Origin of the sequence: Pseudomonas svalbardensis (assembly GCF_030053115.1) — a bacterium.
GTDB lineage: Bacteria > Pseudomonadota > Gammaproteobacteria > Pseudomonadales > Pseudomonadaceae > Aquipseudomonas > Aquipseudomonas svalbardensis.
The window spans coordinates 4,223,738-4,242,277 of the sequence record NZ_CP125619.1 but is presented as its reverse complement, the minus strand read 5'-3'; the positions used below and the strand labels follow the sequence as shown (position 1 = coordinate 4,242,277).

19 protein-coding genes, 3 tRNA genes and 1 pseudogene are annotated in these 18,540 nt (G+C 57.1%); 17 read left to right on the top strand and 6 right to left on the bottom strand.

The genetic code is table 11. The features are described 5' to 3' along the window. The first annotated feature begins 16 nt into the window (after positions 1–16). The 4 genes from QFX16_RS19620 to QFX16_RS19605 are packed head-to-tail and all read left to right on the top strand — an operon-like array spanning position 17 to position 3,105. Entirely contained in the window at positions 17–757 is a 741-nt protein-coding gene (locus tag QFX16_RS19620) for a glycosyltransferase family 2 protein (RefSeq protein ID WP_283180986.1), read from the top strand. After that, positions 754–1,032 carry a lipid-A-disaccharide synthase N-terminal domain-containing protein gene (locus QFX16_RS19615; protein WP_283180985.1) on the top strand — a complete coding sequence of 93 codons (279 nt, stop codon included), beginning with the start codon at positions 754–756 and terminating at the stop codon, positions 1,030–1,032. Before QFX16_RS19620 ends, QFX16_RS19615 begins: the two co-directional genes overlap by 4 nt. 3 nt (positions 1,033–1,035) lie before the next feature. Beyond that, on the top strand, positions 1,036–2,556 hold the full coding sequence (locus QFX16_RS19610; RefSeq protein ID WP_283180984.1) for an ArnT family glycosyltransferase: 1,521 nt from the start codon (positions 1,036–1,038) through the stop codon (positions 2,554–2,556). 39 nt (positions 2,557–2,595) lie between these two features. Next, a complete protein-coding gene (locus tag QFX16_RS19605; protein WP_008148402.1) occupies positions 2,596–3,105 on the top strand; it encodes a DUF1993 domain-containing protein in 510 nt (169 codons plus the stop codon). A gap of 64 nt (positions 3,106–3,169) precedes the next feature. Here the strand turns inward: QFX16_RS19605 and sstT are convergent, their stop codons facing one another. Further along, on the bottom strand, positions 3,170–4,402 hold the full coding sequence (sstT, locus tag QFX16_RS19600; RefSeq protein WP_283180983.1) for a serine/threonine transporter SstT: 1,233 nt from the start codon (positions 4,400–4,402) through the stop codon (positions 3,170–3,172). 280 nt (positions 4,403–4,682) lie between these two features. Between sstT and QFX16_RS19595 the strand changes: the two genes are divergently transcribed. Then, a complete protein-coding gene (locus QFX16_RS19595) occupies positions 4,683–5,837 on the top strand; it encodes an MFS transporter (protein ID WP_283180982.1) in 1,155 nt (384 codons plus the stop codon). 4 nt (positions 5,838–5,841) lie between these two features. Here QFX16_RS19595 and nhaR read toward each other — a convergent pair whose 3' ends face one another. Then, positions 5,842–6,741, bottom strand: coding sequence for a transcriptional activator NhaR (gene nhaR, locus QFX16_RS19590; RefSeq protein WP_283180981.1), 900 nt, complete (start codon positions 6,739–6,741; stop codon positions 5,842–5,844). Positions 6,742–6,875: 134 nt separating this feature from the next. On the opposite strand from nhaR, the gene QFX16_RS19585 reads away from it, so the two are divergent. After that, positions 6,876–7,118, top strand: coding sequence for a hypothetical protein (locus QFX16_RS19585; protein ID WP_008148410.1), 243 nt, complete (start codon positions 6,876–6,878; stop codon positions 7,116–7,118). Positions 7,119–7,146: 28 nt separating this feature from the next. After that, positions 7,147–7,896, top strand: coding sequence for a TerC family protein (locus QFX16_RS19580; RefSeq protein ID WP_283180980.1), 750 nt, complete (start codon positions 7,147–7,149; stop codon positions 7,894–7,896). Between the two features lie 77 nt (positions 7,897–7,973). Here the strand turns inward: QFX16_RS19580 and QFX16_RS19575 are convergent, their stop codons facing one another. Further along, positions 7,974–8,144, bottom strand: a complete 171-nt coding sequence (locus QFX16_RS19575; protein WP_283180979.1) for a hypothetical protein — start codon at positions 8,142–8,144, stop codon at positions 7,974–7,976. A 167-nt stretch (positions 8,145–8,311) separates the two neighbouring features. Between QFX16_RS19575 and QFX16_RS19570 the strand changes: the two are divergent. The 4 genes and pseudogenes from QFX16_RS19570 to QFX16_RS19555 all read left to right on the top strand — a co-directional run bounded on the left by QFX16_RS19570 (position 8,312) and on the right by QFX16_RS19555 (position 11,024). After that, positions 8,312–9,041, top strand: a pseudogene (locus QFX16_RS19570) (peptidase C39 family protein). 94 nt (positions 9,042–9,135) lie between these two features. After that, complete coding sequence (locus QFX16_RS19565; protein ID WP_283180977.1) at positions 9,136–9,342, top strand: DUF6021 family protein; 207 nt, start codon at positions 9,136–9,138, stop codon at positions 9,340–9,342. A 17-nt stretch (positions 9,343–9,359) separates the two neighbouring features. Beyond that, positions 9,360–9,575, top strand: coding sequence for a hypothetical protein (locus tag QFX16_RS19560; RefSeq protein WP_283180976.1), 216 nt, complete (start codon positions 9,360–9,362; stop codon positions 9,573–9,575). A 111-nt stretch (positions 9,576–9,686) separates the two neighbouring features. Further along, positions 9,687–11,024: an IS4 family transposase gene (locus QFX16_RS19555; RefSeq protein ID WP_283180397.1), complete on the top strand. Its 1,338-nt coding sequence runs from the start codon at positions 9,687–9,689 to the stop codon at positions 11,022–11,024. A 46-nt stretch (positions 11,025–11,070) separates the two neighbouring features. Here QFX16_RS19555 and pbpG read toward each other — a convergent pair whose 3' ends face one another. From pbpG to folD, 3 genes are all read right to left on the bottom strand, one after another. Next, positions 11,071–12,009 carry a D-alanyl-D-alanine endopeptidase gene (pbpG, locus tag QFX16_RS19550; protein ID WP_283180975.1) on the bottom strand — a complete coding sequence of 313 codons (939 nt, stop codon included), beginning with the start codon at positions 12,007–12,009 and terminating at the stop codon, positions 11,071–11,073. A gap of 177 nt (positions 12,010–12,186) precedes the next feature. Then, a complete protein-coding gene (mddA, locus tag QFX16_RS19545) occupies positions 12,187–12,987 on the bottom strand; it encodes a methanethiol S-methyltransferase (protein ID WP_283180974.1) in 801 nt (266 codons plus the stop codon). A 204-nt stretch (positions 12,988–13,191) separates the two neighbouring features. Then, positions 13,192–14,046 (bottom strand): bifunctional methylenetetrahydrofolate dehydrogenase/methenyltetrahydrofolate cyclohydrolase FolD, encoded by an 855-nt coding sequence (gene folD / locus QFX16_RS19540; RefSeq protein ID WP_008148421.1) that lies wholly within the window; start codon positions 14,044–14,046, stop codon positions 13,192–13,194. A gap of 279 nt (positions 14,047–14,325) precedes the next feature. Here folD and QFX16_RS19535 point away from each other — a divergent pair. From QFX16_RS19535 to clpX, 6 genes are all read left to right on the top strand, one after another. Continuing rightward, a tRNA-Arg gene (locus QFX16_RS19535) sits at positions 14,326–14,402 on the top strand. Between the two features lie 40 nt (positions 14,403–14,442). After that, positions 14,443–14,518: transfer RNA gene (locus tag QFX16_RS19530), tRNA-His, on the top strand. A 54-nt stretch (positions 14,519–14,572) separates the two neighbouring features. Further along, a tRNA-Leu gene (locus tag QFX16_RS19525) sits at positions 14,573–14,657 on the top strand. Between the two features lie 422 nt (positions 14,658–15,079). Beyond that, positions 15,080–16,390 carry a trigger factor gene (gene tig / locus QFX16_RS19520; RefSeq protein WP_283180973.1) on the top strand — a complete coding sequence of 437 codons (1,311 nt, stop codon included), beginning with the start codon at positions 15,080–15,082 and terminating at the stop codon, positions 16,388–16,390. A 93-nt stretch (positions 16,391–16,483) separates the two neighbouring features. Further along, positions 16,484–17,119, top strand: a complete 636-nt coding sequence (gene clpP / locus QFX16_RS19515) for an ATP-dependent Clp endopeptidase proteolytic subunit ClpP (protein ID WP_046047575.1) — start codon at positions 16,484–16,486, stop codon at positions 17,117–17,119. A 112-nt stretch (positions 17,120–17,231) separates the two neighbouring features. Continuing rightward, a complete protein-coding gene (gene clpX / locus QFX16_RS19510; RefSeq protein ID WP_007946893.1) occupies positions 17,232–18,515 on the top strand; it encodes an ATP-dependent Clp protease ATP-binding subunit ClpX in 1,284 nt (427 codons plus the stop codon). Positions 18,516–18,540 lie beyond the last annotated feature (25 nt).

Genomic DNA, 18,540 nt, shown 5'->3' with positions numbered 1-18,540 from the left:
GGTAATAGGGGCCTCTATGAGCCAAGACATATTTGTATCCGTCCTGATTCCGGCAAAGAACGAGGCGAGCAATCTCAAATCACTGCTCGAAGAAATCCGTATCGCACTGGCCGATGAGGCGTATGAAATCATCGTCGTGGACGATGGCAGTACTGACGCTTCCTTGCAGGAACTGCGGCAGACCCGGCACAGCGGCCTGAGCACGTTGCGCATCCTGCGCCATGAGCGTTCGCTGGGGCAGAGCACTTCGCTCTACCATGCGGCGCTCGCTGCCCGGGGCCAATGGCTGGCCACGCTCGATGGCGACGGTCAGAACGACCCGGCGGATATCCCCGGCATGCTGGCATTAGTGCGCAGTGAGCAAGGTCCCGCCGACCTTCAGTTGGTGGCTGGACACCGGATTAACCGGCGCGATACCGCGAGCAAGCGCTGGGCCTCGCGTTTTGCCAACGGGTTGCGCAGCCGGATGCTCAAGGACCAGACGCCGGACACCGGCTGCGGGCTGAAACTGATCGAGCGGGCGGCGTTTCTGCGCTTGCCTTACTTTGACCACATGCACCGGTTCATCCCTGCGCTGATCCAGCGTCATAACGGCCGAATGATCACCCATCCGGTCAACCATCGGCCTCGCACGGCCGGGGTATCCAAATACGGAAACATCGACCGCGCCCTGGTGGGCATTCTCGATCTGATCGGCGTTTGGTGGCTGATCAGGCGCACGCGTCTGCATACCCATGCGCAGGAGATCGAAGGATGAACCTCTCCCGCGAAACCCTGTGGCTGGTGGTCGGTTTCAGCGGCCAGATCGCCTTCACCGGTCGCTTTGTCCTGCAGTGGCTGTACAGCGAATACAAGAAACGCAGCGTGATTCCGGTGAGCTTCTGGTACCTGAGCATCGTCGGCAGTGCGCTGCTGTTCGCTTACGCCGTTTACCGACAGGACCCGGTTTTCATCGCCGGTCAGGCGTTCGGCTCCATCGTCTATTTGCGCAACCTGCAATTGATTGCCCGCAGCAGAACCTTGAAGGACTGAACCGTGCGCCGAACCCTGTCACCCAGCGTCGAATGCCTGGGGCTGATGTTGCTTGCTCTTTTATTGGTTGGCGCCGGGTTCGGGCTGCGTCAGCCGCAGAATGTCGACGAGGAGCGATTCCTCGGCGTTGCGCTGGAGATGCTGCACAACGGTTCCTGGCTGATTCCGCACCGAGCCGCCGAGATATACGGCGATAAACCCCCGATTTTCATGTGGACGGTTGCATTTTTCACCTGGCTCACCGGGATGCCCGCCCTTGCCCTTTATATTCCGGGGCTTTTGTCTGCCACATCGGTCACGGCCATGCTCTACGACCTGGGTCGCCGGTTGTGGAATCCGCGGGCCGGACGAACAGCAGCGCTGTTGTACCTGGCCACGTATCAGACGTACAGCATTCTGCGGACCGGTCAGATCGACAGTTTTCTGATTTTGTTCACCTCTCTGGGTATGTACGGCCTGGCTCGTCACCTGCTGCTCGGGCCCGCGTGGCGGTGGTTTTACGCGGGATGCGCGGCCATGGGCATTGGCGTGATCACCAAAGGGGTCGGCTTCGTCCCTGCGTTGATGCTGATTCCGTATGCCTACGCGGTGCGCAAAGGCTGGCCTGGCGTGGTGGCCATGCCGGGCGAGGCGCGCAAGTGGTGCCTGGGCTTTTTGGTGGTGCTTGGCGCCGTCGCGATCTGGCTGCTGCCCTTGGCGGTGTCCATCGCATTCAATGGCGCCGCTGACGAAATCGCCTACGCACGGGAAATCCTGCTGCGCCAGACAGCGGGGCGCTATGCCGCCGCGTGGGATCACCGAGAACCGTTCTGGTACTTCTTCGTCAACGTCATCCCGCAATACTGGTTGCCGTTGGTGCTGGCCTTGCCGTGGCTCGTGCCCGCCTGGCGCAGGCAGCTGCAAAAGCGCGACGGTCGAGTGCTGGTGCTGCTGGGGTGGGTCGTACTGGTGGTACTGTTCTTTTGCCTGAGCAGCGGCAAACGCAAGTTGTACATCTATCCGGCGTTGCCGGGGCTGGTGCTGGTTGCAGCGCCGTTGATTCCGTGGCTGCTCAAGCGCTGGTTCGGCAAGCGTCCGCGCGGTCGGCGGGTATTCCAGGTGTTGGCCGTCACGTGGTTCACGCTGTGGTTCGCTCGCGGTTTCATCGACCCGGTCAAGGACGGACCCAATCCCCACGAGGCGCTGATGGCGCAAGCAGCGGCAATGACCCAGGGCGCAGACCTGGTGCTGGTCAACTGGCGTGAGGGCCATTGGTTGTTCGCCCGACAGCCGATCGTGCATTTCGGGATGATCGGCTCCACGGTCGAGCAGGCCGCTCAATGGCTGCGCGAACACCGTCAGGCGTACGCCTTGGTACCGGATGAACTGTTGAGCCGGTGTTTTAACCCTCAGGCCGCCCATGAGCTGGGCGAAACCTCGCGCGCTCAATGGTCGATTGTCGGTGCCGATGCCGATAACGGCCGTTGTCATCCCGGACAGCCAGCCAATATCTATCGCTTCACCTGGGACCGTGCATGGCTATAATCGCCCCACGTTTCCCTCCTGTCACAACACGAGACTGCCATGACTATTTCCCTGTACGCCGCTTCCGTTCCGGTTTTCAAACAAATGCTCAACGCCCTGAGCGATGTTTTGAACAAGGCCGAAGCCCACGCCACCGCCAAGAACATCGACCCGAATGCTTTCTTGCAAGCCCGTCTGTACCCGGACATGTTCCCGCTGGTCCGCCAAGTGCAGATCGCCGTTGATTTCGCCAAGGGCGTTTCCGCGCGTCTGGCCGAAGTTGAACTGCCGAAATACGACGACACCGAAACCACCTTCGCCGAGCTGCAAGCGCTGATTGCCAAGGTGCTGGCCTTCATCGGCGAGATCAAACCGGAACAGATCGACGGCAAGGAAGGCATCGAAATCATCACCCGTCAGGGCACGCCGAAAGAGAAGCGCTTCACCGGCCAGGCTTACCTGCTGAGCTACGGCCTGCCGCAATTCTTCTTCCACGTCACCACCACCTACGCGCTGCTGCGTCACAACGGTGTGGAAGTAGGCAAGCGCGATTACATGGGCGCGTTCTAAACCTCCCTGCCAATAAAAAGCCCGCCAAGGTGTGAACCTTGGCGGGCTTTTTAATGCGCCGGATTTAAGCCAGGCGTTGTGCTTTCTCGTCTTCGCCCAGGCACGCCGCCGCGGTGAACAGCACGTCGGTGGAGGAGTTCAGCGCGGTCTCCGCCGAGTCCTGCAGCACACCGATGATGAACCCGACCGCCACCACCTGCATGGCGATTTCACTGGGGATGCCAAACAGGCTGCACGCCAGTGGAATCAGCAGCAACGAACCGCCCGCCACACCCGAAGCGCCACAGGCACAGATCGCCGCGACGACGCTCAGCAGGATGGCGGTCGGAATGTCCACGGCGATGCCCAGCGTATGCACGGCGGCCAGGGTCAGCACGGTAATGGTGATCGCCGCGCCCGCCATGTTGATGGTCGCGCCGAGCGGAATCGAAACCGAGTAGGTGTCTTCGTGCAGGCCCAGGCGCTTGCTCAATTCCAGGTTGACCGGAATGTTCGCCGCCGAGCTGCGGGTGAAAAAAGCAGTGATGCCGCTTTCGCGCAAGCACATGATCACCAGCGGATACGGGTTGCGCCGCAGCTTCCAGAACACGATGACCGGGTTCATCACCAGCGCTACAAACAGCATGCAGCCCAACAACACCGCCAGCAGATGCACATAGCCGATCAAGGCACCGAAACCGGAGGTGGCGAGGGTCGAAGCCACCAGGCCGAAGATGCCCAGCGGCGCGAAACGAATCACCAAACGTACGATCAGGGTCACGCCGTTAGACAAGTCGCCGAGCACCTCGCGAGTGGTGTCACCGGCATGGCGAATGGCAACGCCCATACCAATCGCCCACGCCAGAATGCCGATGAAATTGGCATTCATCAGCGCGCTGACCGGGTTGTCGACCACGCTCAACAGCAGACTTTGCAGCACTTCACTGATCCCGCCCGGCGCGGTGACCGCAACGTCTTGAGTTGCCAATACCAGGCTCGAGGGGAACAACGTACTGGCGACAACGGCCACCACCGCCGCCGCAAACGTTCCCAGCAGATACAGAAACAGAATCGGCCGGATGTGGGTTTCCTGGCCGTGCTTATGGTTGGCAATCGAGGCCATGACCAGCACGAACACCAGAATCGGCGCGACAGCTTTAAGCGCCGATACGAAGACTTTGCCGATGAACGCGGTGGACTTCGCCACCTCCGGCGCGAACAGGGCCAGGGCAATCCCGGCGATCAGGCCAATGATGATTTGTGTGACCAGGCTTAAGCGTTTCAGGCGTAACCATAGCGAAGGGGATGAAGCGGTCATAAAACGGCATCTCTGATTTTTTTAGGTGCGGGGTATCGCGACATCAATGCCAATCAATGGCCGATGAATAGGGTGTACGTATCGCAGGGCGCGGACTTTATCACAGCGAGGTCTTCATCCTTCAGACCTGTGACGATCTGCCGCCCGAAGGGGCAACGAGATCGGCAGGTTCGTGCAACCCTGATCGGAAACACTCTGTTAAGATTCGCCATCCTCATTTTCAAGTCATGCCAGTGGGCCTTCGGGCTATCGCTGGTGTCGTCGTTTTCTGGAGTTCTGCATGCTGTTGCCCATCCTTCTGTTGTCTGCCGCCGGTTTCACGGTGCTGACCACGGAATTCATCATCGTCGGCCTGTTGCCGGCGATCGCTCGAGACCTTGAAGTCACCATCCCGCAAGCGGGTTTGCTGGTGACCTTGTTCGCCTTCACGGTCGCCGCATTCGGGCCGTTCCTGACCGCCTATTTCGCAAGGTTCGAGCGCCGCAAATTGTTCATCTCGGTGCTGATCATGTTCGGCCTGGCCAACACCCTTGCGGCGTTTGCCCCGAACATCGGGGTGATGGCCATTGCCCGGTTGATTCCGGCGCTGGGCTTGCCAGTGTTCTGGGCGCTGGCCAGTGAAACCGCGGTGGACATTGTCGGCCCGGACTACGCCGGTCGCGCCATCGCCAAGATCGGATTCGGGATTGTCTGCGCCACCGTGTTCGGCATTCCGGTGGGCACACTGATCTCCGATGCGTTCGGCTGGCGCAGTGCCTTCGGCATTCTGGCGGTGATCGCGTTTGCCAAGGCGTTGCTGCTGTTTATCTACCTGCCGAAAACCAATCTGCATCAGCATCAGGTCAGCTTTCGCTCGCAGTTCATGATCTTGCGCAGCCCGCTGATGCTGGGCCATGTGCTGCTGTCGATCCTGGTGTTTAGCGGCATGTTTACCGCTTACACCTATCTGGCGGACATTCTTGAGCGACTGGCCGGTTTCAGCGGCACGGTCGTCGGCTGGTGCCTGATGGGCTTCGGCGCGGTCGGGTTGATCGGCAACTCACTGGGCGGCCGCGCGGTGGATCGTCATCCGTTGATCGCCTCGATGATGTTCTGCGCGTTCATGATCGCCGGCCTGGTGGCGTTGGTGCCGAACATTCATTCGCCGCTGGGTCTGGCAGCGGCGATGGCGATTTGGGGCGTGACTCAGGCGGCGTTGTTCCTGGTCAGCCATGTGCGATTGATGAAGGCTGCACCCGAAGCGCCGGCGTTCGCGGCATCGCTGAACATTGCCGGGGCTAACCTCGGAATCGGCCTGGGCGCCATGATCGGCGGTAGGGTCATCGACGGTGTAGGCCTGCAAGGTCTTGGTTTTGCGGCGGCCGCTTTTATCCTCGCCTCGATCCTCTTGGCCATCGCGCTGATGACCTTCAAGCCCCGCGAAGTCTGCGCCTGACACCTCACATCTCGGTGAACAGCTCGCGTCGGGCACCTTCGGTAATGGCGACAATGCCGGGGTGCTTGACCTTGCGTTCCACCGAAATGGCGTAGAACGACTCGGACACCGCGTCGGTCTGACCAATCAATTCCACGCCGTATTGGCGTATTACCTCATCGGCAATCACGCTCGGGCCGATGAAGATCCCGCTGCCGGATTGGCCGAAAGCCTGCATCAAGGCGCTGTCGTCGAACTCGCCGACGATGCGCGGCTGGACCTGCTGCTCGGCAAACCAGCGCTGCAAGCGACTGCGCACCACGGTCTCCGGCCCTGGAATCAGCAGCGGTGCGCCGTGCAGGCTGCGGGGGAAATCCTGACCGTATTGCGCCGCCAGTTCAGCAGTGGCGAAGAAGCTGATCCCGCATTCTCCGAGTTTCTGGCTGTAGCCCTTGATGTCCAGGTGCGAGGGCATCGGGCTGTCGGAAATCACCAGGTCGAGCCGCTGGATCGCCAGGTCGGCGAGCAGGCGTTCGAGTTTGTCTTCACGACAGGTGATGCGCAGCGGCTCGCTCAATTCCATGGTCGGCGCAATCAGGCGATAGACGATGGATTTGGGCACCACATCTGCCACGCCAACCCGAAACAGAATCTGCTGTTCATTGGGCTGTGCTCGCAGCATCAGCTCCAGTTCGCCGCCCAGCTGAAACATTTGCTCGGCGTAGGGCAGGGTCTGACGCCCGGCTTCGGTGAGTTCCAGCTGCCGGCCGACCCGGCGAAACAGCTCGATGCCATAGGTGTGTTCGAGCAGGGAAATCTGCCCGCTGATGGTCTGTGGCGTCAGGTTCAGCTGCTCGCAGGCGCGCACGATGCTGCCGGTTTTGGCCACTACCCAGAAGTAATGCAATTGCCGATAATTGAGCATGTCGATCTACAGTTCGTAAAAACCGAAGTATAACCGCTAAAAATACGAATTTTCCTGAAGTGTTTGCCTCCTTAGAATGCCCCGCTATCGACGGGTGGCCTTTTCGCCCTGTCTGTTCTATCGAGGAAAGCATCATGAAGCTTAAAACCACGGCACTGTTGATCACGTCTTTACTGGTATTGGCCGGTTGTGACCAGGCCGAAAAAAGCGCTCAGCAACTGATGGGCAAGGCTGCCGAAACCGCCAAACAAGCGATCGACGACACCCATAAAGCCGCAGAGCAGGCAATCAGTGACGCCACTGGCGGGCTGATCAGCAAGAAAGAACAACCGGCCAAAGAAACGGACAAAACCGAATCTTCGTCCCAGGAAATCTAAACCGTCTTAAAAGAGTCTGGACTGACCCATGGAATACCTTTTAGAACTTGCTTCAAGCCCCACCGCCTGGGTCGCCCTGGCTACGTTGATCGTTATGGAAATCGTGCTCGGCATCGATAACCTGATCTTCATTTCGATCCTGACCAATAAACTGCCCGAGCAGCACCGGCAGAAGGCGCGGCGCATCGGTATCGGCATGGCGCTGATCCTGCGACTGGCGCTCTTGAGTACCATCGCGTTCATCGTCCAGTTGACTGAGCCTGTGATCGACATTCTCGGCCATGCGTTCTCCTGGAAAGACATGATCCTGATCGCCGGTGGCTTGTTCCTGTTGTGGAAGGCGACCACCGAGATCCATCACAGCATGGACCCGGCACCGGATGATCCGAAGTCGGCTACTTCGGCCGTGACCCTGGGCTTCGCTGCCGCTATCGGTCAGATCCTGCTGCTGGACATGGTGTTCTCCATCGACAGCATCATTACCGCTGTCGGCATGACCGAGCATTTGCCGATCATGATCATCGCGGTGGTGGTGTCGGTACTGGTGATGTTGCTGGCGGCTGATCCTCTGGCCAAGTTCATCAACGACAACCCAACGGTGGTGATGTTGGCGCTGGGCTTCCTGATCATGATCGGCATGACGCTGATCGCCGAAGGTTTCGGCGCCCATGTACCGAAAGGCTACGTCTACGCGGCCATGGCGTTCTCGGCGACGATCGAGGGTTTGAACATGATGTCGCGGCGGTCAAAGCAAAAGCGTGTAGCTACTGAAGCTTAACGGGCGATAAACGAAACGGCCGCCTGCGCTCGAAAGAGGGCAGGCGGCCGTTTTTTTGCTGTTAAAAAAAGTGCCAGTCAGTGCGCGCTGGCGTGGTGTGCAGTGGTTTCATCCGTTTTCACCACCGGCGCCGATTGAGCAGGGTGGTGATGGTGCCGACGGGTAATGCGCAGGACCCCCCATAACATGGCGGCGGCAACGGCCAGCCAGCCAGAAATCAACATCACAATGGTCATTGTCAGGCTCATCAGTGCCTCCTCTTCGCCCTGCTGCGGGCACACACTCTTTGCACATGACAGTCTAGTCGCTGCTGTGTTTCAGGCTATTGACCAAAGGTCGGCTGTGACCAATCAGTTCGCTCTATCGAATGCCATCATCTGCCGGTTAAGGCTATACCGCTGCCGCGCGGCGTCCTATGATCGACGGCCAAGCCGGGAGCGCGAATGCCTGGCGTCTAAATCAAGAGAGTGATGATGGTGCGGGTATTTTCTCGAATTCGATCGTTAGTGCTGGTCGTTGGCTGCGTAGCAGGTCTGGCTGGCTGCGCGGGGAGTGTGGCACCTGAAATCAAGCGCCTGCCGGAGCGAGTCGAGCTCAGTGGCACGTTCTACCGTGGCGTAGCGAATCAGAGTGGGCCGCAAGTGCTGGCCAGCATGTTGTCCCAGCAAGGCATTGTGATTACGCCAGGTTTGCTCGAAAAACCGTTGCATTTGCCGGGTGCCGAAGCCCAGTTGCAACAGAACATGCAGAACCTCGCTCGCGAGTACGGCATGGTCGTCTATCCCCTCGACAGCAATCTGCCTGCACTGTTGATCCAGGTGGCGGCCGGTTACCCGGTAATGGTGCGTTTCACGGAAGGCTCGGCGTTCTGGGCTGAACCGCGTTACGCCATTCTTGCCGGGTACAATCGTCAGAAGCAGACAGTGCTGCTGCGCTCGGGCATGAATCGTCGAGAGTTGATGGGCTTCGGTTCGTTTGAATCGGCGCTCAAGGATGCCGGTGGCTGGGCCGTGCTGATTCAGAAGCCGAATCAGCTGCCGGCCAATGTCGATCAACAGCGATGGCTCAAGGCTGCGAGCGATCTTGCCCAGGCAGGTCAGGAGCAAGCGGCAGCCAGGGCGAAGAAAGCGCTGAGCGCGCAATAAGTCCGTTCGTCATCTGTCGGGCACCCCTGCACTTTGTCGACCTCTAACGAAGTAGGGCCTGGATTTCTCCGGGCCAGACTCAAAGGAGGTGCCCATGGCACATTCCACTACCCCCGTCGGCCCGCACTCGTCTGAGCATTCTTCGGGTGATGAGTTGGGCTTCGATCCCGATTCGCCGGACCTCGCCGATCCTCAGGTCGACCCCATCGGACCTGCCAAGGCGCCCAGGGATGTGAAGCCGGGCGACAATTCCAAGGCTCCCGCGAAGCCTTACGATCCACTCGCCGATCTAAAACCCTGAGCCTGAGTGAGGTGCGTATGTCTACCGATTCGAGTTTCAACGACAAACGTCCGGACAGCGTTCCAACTACCCCCGAAAAAGACATCGACCCCGTGATGGATCCGAACGATCCGTTAAGGGATCCCTTGGCGCGTCCGATGGTAGTGCCAACGGAACATCCTCACGGCACGAGAGATCCGAGTGCCGGGGACGGCATTCCAAATGACGACCAGATGCCGTTGCCCAATGATTAACGCTGGACGAAAAAAAGCCCCGAATAGTCGCAATGCTGTTCACTTAAGGATTGTTGACTAATCCTCAGGCAGCCGGAAAATCCGGAATCTGATAAGGATTCCGGATTTTTTATGTCTGTTGCTCAGGATTTAAGCGCGGTTTTGGATTTTGCTAAGCAACCGCTCTCTCGCCTTGAGGTGTTCACCGATCATATTCCTCATGATTGGATCACCGCAGCGGCCGCTCTGGCGGATAAAGCCACGATCCGACGTCGGCGCTTGCCTTCGGACATAGTCCTTTGGCTGGTAGTCGGGATGGCACTTTTCAGAGGTGAGCCAATAGTCGAGGTCGCTCGCCGACTGAATATTTGTGCCGACGGTCTTGCTAATGAGGTGCTGTTAGCCAAAAGCGGGTTGTCGCAGGCGCGCCAGCGTCTGGGGAATCAGCCTGTCGCTTGGTTATTTCAACAGTGCGCCAATGTCTGGGGATACGAGCGCTACCCGCAAGATGACTGGCACGGTCTTCAAGTCTTTGCCGTCGACGGTGCCTTGTTTCGAACCCCGGAAACGTCGTCATTGCGGGACCATTTTGGCTCCGGCAATACCTCCTCCGATCGTCAAACCCCTTATCCGGTGCTGCGCCTTGTTGCGTTGATGAACGCCCGTTCTCATATCATCGCCAACGCGGCCATCAGCCCTTACCGCAAAGGGGAGATCCCGCTGGCCAAGGACTTCATCGAGAGCATACCCAACCACTCAGTGACCCTGCTGGACAAAGGGTTTTTCAGTGCGGACCTATTGTTGAGTATCCAAAGTACTGAAAAAAACCGGCATTGGATGATCCCGGAGCGTAAGGGTACTGTTCGCACGGAAATTGAACACTACGGCGATGGTGATTACCTAGTCCAGATGAAGGTCTCGCAGCAAGCGCGTAAAAAGAACCCACTGTTGCCTGAGTACTGGCAAGTACGGGCGGTCACCTACGAGGTCGCCGGGAAAGAAAAAACCGTCTTCACCTCCCTGCCAGCCTCGCACTTTAGCGCTGAGCAGGTCGCCACCCTTTATCACGAGCGATGGGAAATCGAACTGGGTTTCAGGGATATCAAAAGCTCAATGCAAGACAATGCCTTGACCCTTCGCAGCAAGACTGTAGACCTGGTGTATCAAGAATTATGGGGGCTGTTACTGGCTTATAACGTAGTGCGTCGAGAAGCCAGTCAGGCGGCTGTAGCTCATAAGCGGGCTCCCAGCGAGGTGAGTTTCAAGTTTGCCTGTCAGCACATCGCCAGCCATCTGGTGGTCATGGCCGGAGCGGTCTCGCCCTCACACACGCCAAGACGCCTGGACGAGCTTCGCGGCAGCATTGGTGTGCTCTTCATAGCAAAACGCCCCAGGCCTGCGAGGCCTAGGGCGGTGAAGATGTCAAAAACCCGGTATCCGGTTAACCGCAAGGCTGCTCCGCTTAAGTGAACAGCATTGCCCGAATAGTCGGGGCTTTCCTTTACCTGTCATTTACTTATTTCGACGCTTCAACCACGCCGCTCTGACGATGCTTGAGGTTCTTGTCGGATTTGTACTGCAAGGCTACAGATGGCACGTTCGTGCCCTTGCCGGTTTCCACCCAGCTGCGAATGCGACTGGCATCGGCAAAGTGCGTGTACTTGCCGAAAGCATCAAGAATCACCAGCGCAACCTGGCGATTACCCATGCTGGTGACCAGCACCAGGCAGTGACCGGCCTCATTGGTGAATCCGGTTTTCGTCAGTTTGATGTCCCAGTTCGGCTTTCTGACCAGATGGTCGGTATTACGGAAACCCAGGCTGTAGTTGGGTTTGCGGAACGAGACGGTTTTTTCCTTGGTCGTGCTCAGCTCAGTCAAAAGTGGATACTTGTGCGCGGCGATCAACAGTTTGCTCAGGTCGCGGGCGGTGGACACGTTGCGAGGGGAGAGACCGGTCGGCTCGACGAAGTGGGTGCTGGTCATGCCCAGTGCCTTGGCTTTGGCATTCATCGCTGCAATGAACGCGACATAGCCGCCACGGTAGTGATGGGCAAGGCTCGCGGCAGCCCGGTTTTCCGAGGACATCAGGGCAATCAGCAGCATTTCCCGGCGCGGCAATTCGCTTTTGAGTTTGACTCGGGAAAACACGCCTTTCATTTCCGGCGTGTCACTGATGTTGATGGAAAGGTATTCGTCCATGTTCTGATTGGCTTCGACGACGATCAGGCCAGCCATCAGTTTGCTGACGGAAGCGATCGGCATTACCACGTCAGGGTTGCTGGCATAGATGACTTTGTTGGTCTGCATATCCAGCAGCAATGCGCTGCCGGACGCGATCTTGAGTTGTGAGGTGTCGCGGGGCGCCGAGATCGTTTCGGCGGCGTTGGCCATTGGCGTGATGAACGTCCCTGTAAATGCAAAAAATAGGCTCAGGATGGAAAGACGGATTTTCACGCTGGCAGACTCGTTAGGTGTGGATAAGCCGTTCTGTAACGGGTTGTTTCTTTAAAACCGACGCATTTTAGAAGTATGAGCCACGAAAGCGCTAGGCGCCCGTATGGCGAGAGCATTATATGAAAAAAAATTTAATGTTTTAGATGCCTGCCCTTGGTGAGCAGGCGCAGGATTGACTTACTTTTGATCGTTGCGCCGTGGGTCGGGTTTGCGTTTGGTCAGAGGCACCAGCATTGCGACGTTTTGCTGATAGCGTCGGTATTGTTCCCCAAACAGATCCACCAGATCTTTCTCTTCAAAATGCACCCCAATCAGGATGTAGAGAGTGTTGAACAGCGCAAACAGTAGATGTCCGGCTGTCATGTCGGGTGTCGCCCAGAACACCATCACAAACCCCAAGTACATCGGGTGGCGAACCAGCTTGTAGAGTAAAGGGGTTTTAAAGGCGGGGTTCTCGGGTCTGGCGGGGTAAAAGGCGTTGAGTGCCTGCTTTATGCCGAACAGTTCGAAATGGCTGATCAGGAACGTCGCGAGCACGACCAGGCCCAGGCCCAGCCAGAATAAAGCCATGATTAATCCGTGGCCCCATACAGACGTTACGCGCCAGATGGACGTTTCCATGGGTTGCCATAGCCAGAACAGTAGCGCCAGCGGCAGGCACGTCGACAATACGTAGGTCGCGCGCTCGATGGGGGGTGGGACGAACCGGGTCCACCAGCGCTTGAAGCGTTTTCGCGCCATGCCGCTGTGCTGTACGGCAAACAGCGTAATCAGCAGGGTGTCGACGAGGGCAGCCACGGGCCAGTCGAGGCTGGAGCCGGAGTTAATGTCTTTGGGCACTCCGATGCCTGAGAGAAAACCCGTCAGGTAAAGCGCGGTGAGCAGAAAACACAGGTAACAGAAGAGGCTGTAAATCAGACCAGCGAGTTTTCCAGTGAAAACGAAAAAGCGATGTTGAGTCAGGCCGGGGGGGTTCATAAATGATGCCTTTTCAGCGTCGCGCGTACTTCCCGATTCGCGTCTACGGTTTATGGGGTGTTTCGATAATCAGTCTAGGACGACTTAAGGTTTTCGCCGTTGCCCTGTCTGGCAGTCCTCCAGGGGTATTACTTGTTCCATGGCTGAAAACAAGAAACCCCACCAGCGGCGGGGTTATTTGTGTGTTTGGCGTAACCGGTGGAATCAGCTGTGCAGTGTTTCGGCTGCGTACAGCGTGTTTTCCAGCAGGCAAGCACGGGTCATCGGGCCAACACCACCCGGCACTGGAGTGATCCAGCCGGCGCGGGGCAGGGCGGTGTCGTAGATCACGTCACCGACCAGTTTGCCGTCTTCCTGGCGGTTGATGCCGACGTCGATCACGATCGCGCCTTCCTTGATCCACTCACCCTTTACCAGCCCCGGCTTGCCGGCGGCGACCACCACCAGATCGGCGCGACCGACGTGGCCTGCCAGATCCTTGGTGAAGCGGTGGGTGACGGTCACGGTGCAGCCGGCCAGCAGTAATTCCATCGCCATCGGGCGGCCAACAATGTTGGAGGCCCCGACAACCACTGCGTCCATCCCGTAGAGATCGACACCGGTGCTTTCCAGCAACGTCATGATGCCTTTAGGGGTGCACGGACGCAGCAGCGGAATACGCTGGGCGAGGCGGCCGACGTTATAAGGGTGGAAACCGTCGACATCCTTGTCTGGACGAATGCGTTCCAGCAATTTGGAGGCGTCCAGGTGTTCAGGTAAAGGAAGCTGAAGCAGAACGCCATCAATCGCCGGGTCGTCGTTCAGGCGATCGATCAGATCGGTCAGCGCTTCTTGAGTGGTTTCGGAAGGCAGGTCGTAGGCTTGGGAAATGAAGCCGACCTCTTCACAGTCTTTACGCTTGTGCGAGACATAAACCTGAGAGGCGGGATCGCTGCCGACCAGGATCACCGCGAGACCGGGCGTGCGCAGACCTTGCTGGCGACGCTCGTTGACGCGTTTGGCGATCTGCTGGCGCAGGCTGGCGGCGATCGATTTGCCGTCGATTAGTTGTGCAGTCATTGCGCGTGATTAACCATCGAGAGGGGAAAAAAAGAGAACGCATTCTCGCATGTCATGAGGTGAGGGCAAAGGCGCTTGGTCTGCAAATTCCCCTAACCCCTTTAATTAAATGAATTTTTTTTAAAAAAGAGTTGACGACCTTCAGGGTCACCTATAACATTCGTCGCACTTGTCGGGCACAGCCTAGCACTGGTTAAGAAGGTCGAGCAGAGTTGATGTTTAATTCGGCGAGACTGAAAGCACTTAGTTTGTAATCGTCCAAGAATACAGATTAACAAGGCGCCCGTAGCTCAGCTGGATAGAGCATCCGCCTTCTAAGCGGATGGTCGCAGGTTCGAGTCCTGCCGGGTGCGCCATTAGGCAGCTTTGGCACAAGTAACGCAACATGGCAATATGGTGGGCGTAGCTCAGTTGGTAGAGCACGGGATTGTGACTCCCGTTGTCGAGGGTTCGATCCCCTTCGTCCACCCCATATTTAGAAAGGCGCCAGATTAACAGTCTGGCGCCTTTGCTTTAAAAGCTTGATGCGGATGTGGTGGAATTGGTAGACACACTGGATTTAGGTTCCAGCGCCGCAAGGTGTGAGAGTTCGAGTCTCTCCGTCCGCACCATTACAAGTAGCTATTTAATAGCAGAAAACGGCGCAGCACCTGAAAAGGGCTGCGCCGTTTTTGTTTTAGAAGTCTGAATTTTCAAAGCGGCCGCAGGTTCTGGGTCGAGAGGGTGGCTCGGATCGTCGGATTTATGTTTCTCGATGATGCTGGCTCGCCCGTTGGTCCCCTCGTGGGGTCGACGGTCAGGGATGGATTGCCGATGACTTATATATATAGAAGGATTGGTGCAGAGCCCTGGCATGATTGGCTGTATTTGCTAACAGGGCGAGGCACAACCGTTTGTCCCCGCCTATAAATTGCCTGCTGCTTTTTTACCCGTTTTCAGTAGGGTGACTTCTTGAGTTTGACCCACTAGAATGCATGCCCTTGATTCTGGGGTCGGAAACGGCCGGCTAACGTCTGTGCAACGAGGAATATCCATGCAAGTTTCTGTTGAAAATACTTCTGCTCTTGAGCGCCGCATGAGCATCACCGTGCCGGCTGAGCGTATTGAGAGCCAGGTCAACAAGCGTCTGCAGCAGACTGCCCAAAAGGCCAAGATTGCTGGCTTCCGTCCAGGCAAAGTGCCAATGAGTGAAATCAAGCGCCGTTTTGGTGCTGATGCACGTCAGGAAGCGGTTGGCGACGTGATCCAGTCTTCTTTCTACGAAGCTGTTGTTGAGCAAAAGCTGAACCCGGCTGGCGCTCCTTCGATCGAGCCGAAATCGCTGGAAGCCGGCAAAGACCTGGAATACGTCGCGATTTTCGAAGTGTTCCCTGAGTTCACCGTTGCCGGTTTCGAAGGTATCGCGGTTGAGCGCCTGAGCGCTGACGTGGCTGATGCCGATCTGGACAAAATGCTGGAAGTGCTGCGCAAGCAGAACACCCGTTTCGAAGTGGCCGATCGCGCTGCTCAAAACGAAGACCAACTGAACATCGATTTCGTTGGCAAGGTCGACGGTGAAGTGTTCGCTGGCGGTTCCGCCAAAGGTACTCAGCTGGTTCTGGGTTCCGGCCGCATGATTCCTGGTTTTGAAGATGGTCTGGTTGGCGCTAAAGCCGGCGAAGAGCGCGTTCTGAACCTGACCTTCCCAGAGGACTATCAGAACCTCGACCTGGCAGGCAAAACCGCTGAGTTCACCGTGACCGTGAACACTGTTTCCGAGCCAAAACTGCCAGAACTGACCGAAGAATTCTTCGCTCAATTCGGCATCAAGGAAACGGGTCTGGAAGGCTTCCGCACCGAAGTTCGCAAGAACATGGAGCGTGAACTGCGTCAGGCGATCAAATCCAAGGTCAAGAATCAGGTAATGGACGGTCTGCTGGCCACCAACCCGATCGAAGTGCCTAAGGCTCTGCTGTCCAACGAAGTTGACCGTCTGCGCGTGCAGGCTGTTCAGCAGTTCGGTGGCAACATCAAGCCTGAGCAACTGCCGGCCGAGCTGTTCGAAGAGCAAGCCAAGCGCCGCGTTGTGCTGGGTCTGATCGTGGCTGAAGTGGTCAAGCAATTCGACCTCAAGCCTGACGAAGCCCGCGTTCGTGAAATGATTCAGGAAATGGCTTCGGCTTACCAGGAGCCTGAGCAGGTTGTGTCTTGGTACTACAAGAACGACCAGCAACTGAACGAAGTCCGTTCGGTTGTGCTGGAAGAACAAGTTGTGGATACTGTTCTGCAGAAAGCTAGCGTGACCGACAAATCGGTCTCTTACGAAGAAGCAGTCAAGCCGGTAGAAGCTCCACAAGCCGACTGATCGTTTTTGCGGTAAGAAGTACACACCATAAGCCAGCCTTCGTGCTGGCTTATGCGTATTCAAGACATAACTATTTGGGAGTGACTGCAGAGCATGTTCCGTAATTCGTATATTCAGCAGAACTCTGATATCCAGGCCGCAGGCGGCCTGGTCCCGATGGTTGTCGAGCAGTCTGCTCGTGGCGAGCGCGCCTATGACATCTACTCGCGCCTTCTCAAGGAGCGAGTGATCTTTCTGGTTGGTCCGGTAGAGGACTACATGGCCAACCTGATCTGTGCGCAACTGCTGTTCCTTGAAGCGGAAAACCCGGACAAGGACATCCATCTCTATATCAACTCCCCGGGCGGTTCGGTGACGGCGGGCATGTCGATCTATGACACCATGCAGTTCATCAAGCCAAACGTGTCGACCACCTGTATCGGTCAAGCGTGCAGCATGGGTGCGTTTCTATTGACGGCCGGTGCCCCTGGCAAGCGTTACTGCCTGCCGAACTCGCGTGTGATGATTCACCAGCCTCTGGGCGGTTTCCAGGGCCAGGCTTCGGATATCGAAATCCATGCCAAGGAAATCCTCTTCATTCGTGAGCGTCTCAACACGCTGATGGCCAAGCATAGCGGGCACACTCTTGAAGAAATCGAGCGCGATACCAACCGCGATAATTTCATGAGTGCAGAAGCAGCGCGTGAATACGGGTTGATCGATGAAGTGATCAGCCAGCGCCCCGCTTAAAATAAGCAGCTCAAAATAGGGTTGGTCGGCGCGTCCGATCACTAGCGGGCTTGAAAAAGCCCGCAATAGCCTTCATCTTGTGTTGCAAGCCTATCGGATTTGGATCGAACGAATGACTGACACCCGCAACGGCGAGGACAACGGCAAGCTGCTCTATTGCTCCTTCTGTGGCAAAAGCCAGCATGAAGTGCGCAAATTGATTGCCGGCCCCTCGGTCTTTATCTGCGACGAGTGCGTCGACCTGTGCAATGACATCATCCGTGAGGAGGTGCAGGAAGCCCAGGCCGAAAGCAGCGCGCATAAATTGCCTTCGCCTAAAGAAATCAGCGGCATCCTTGATCAGTACGTGATTGGTCAGGAGCGTGCGAAAAAGGTTCTGGCCGTAGCGGTGTACAACCACTACAAGCGCCTGAACCAGCGTGACAAAAAGAATGACGATGTCGAACTCGGCAAGAGCAACATCTTGCTGATCGGCCCGACAGGCTCGGGTAAAACCCTGCTTGCCGAAACACTGGCCCGCTTGCTGAACGTTCCGTTCACCATCGCCGACGCAACCACCCTCACCGAGGCAGGTTACGTGGGTGAAGATGTCGAAAACATCATTCAGAAGCTGCTGCAGAAGTGCGATTACGATGTAGAAAAGGCTCAAATGGGCATTGTCTACATCGATGAGATCGACAAGATCTCGCGCAAATCTGACAACCCGTCGATCACCCGGGACGTTTCCGGTGAAGGCGTGCAGCAGGCCCTGCTCAAGTTGATCGAAGGCACGGTCGCTTCCGTTCCACCTCAAGGTGGTCGCAAGCATCCGCAGCAGGAATTCCTTCAGGTCGACACCCGTAACATCCTGTTCATCTGCGGTGGTGCGTTTTCCGGTCTGGAAAAGGTTATTCAAAACCGTTCCACCAAGGGCGGCATCGGTTTCAACGCGGAAGTGCGCAGCAAGGAAGAAGGCAAGAAAGTCGGTGAGTCCCTGCGTGAAGTCGAGCCTGACGATCTGGTCAAGTTCGGTCTGATCCCGGAATTCGTCGGTCGTCTGCCGGTACTTGCCACGCTGGACGAGCTTGATGAGGCTGCGCTGATGCAGATTCTCACCGAGCCGAAAAATGCGCTGACCAAACAGTATGCCAAGCTGTTCGAGATGGAAGGTGTGGACCTGGAATTCCGGGCCGACGCTCTGAAATCGGTCGCCAAACGTGCCCTGGAACGCAAAACCGGTGCCCGTGGACTGCGTTCGATTCTCGAAGGTGTATTGCTCGACACTATGTATGAAATCCCCTCGCAGTCCGAGGTGAGTAAAGTGGTGATCGACGAAAGCGTTATAGAAGGCAAGTCCAAGCCACTGTATATCTACGAAAACAGTGAGCCGGCTGCCAAGGCAGCGCCAGACGCCTAAGCGTCACGCTGCTGGAATAAAGAAG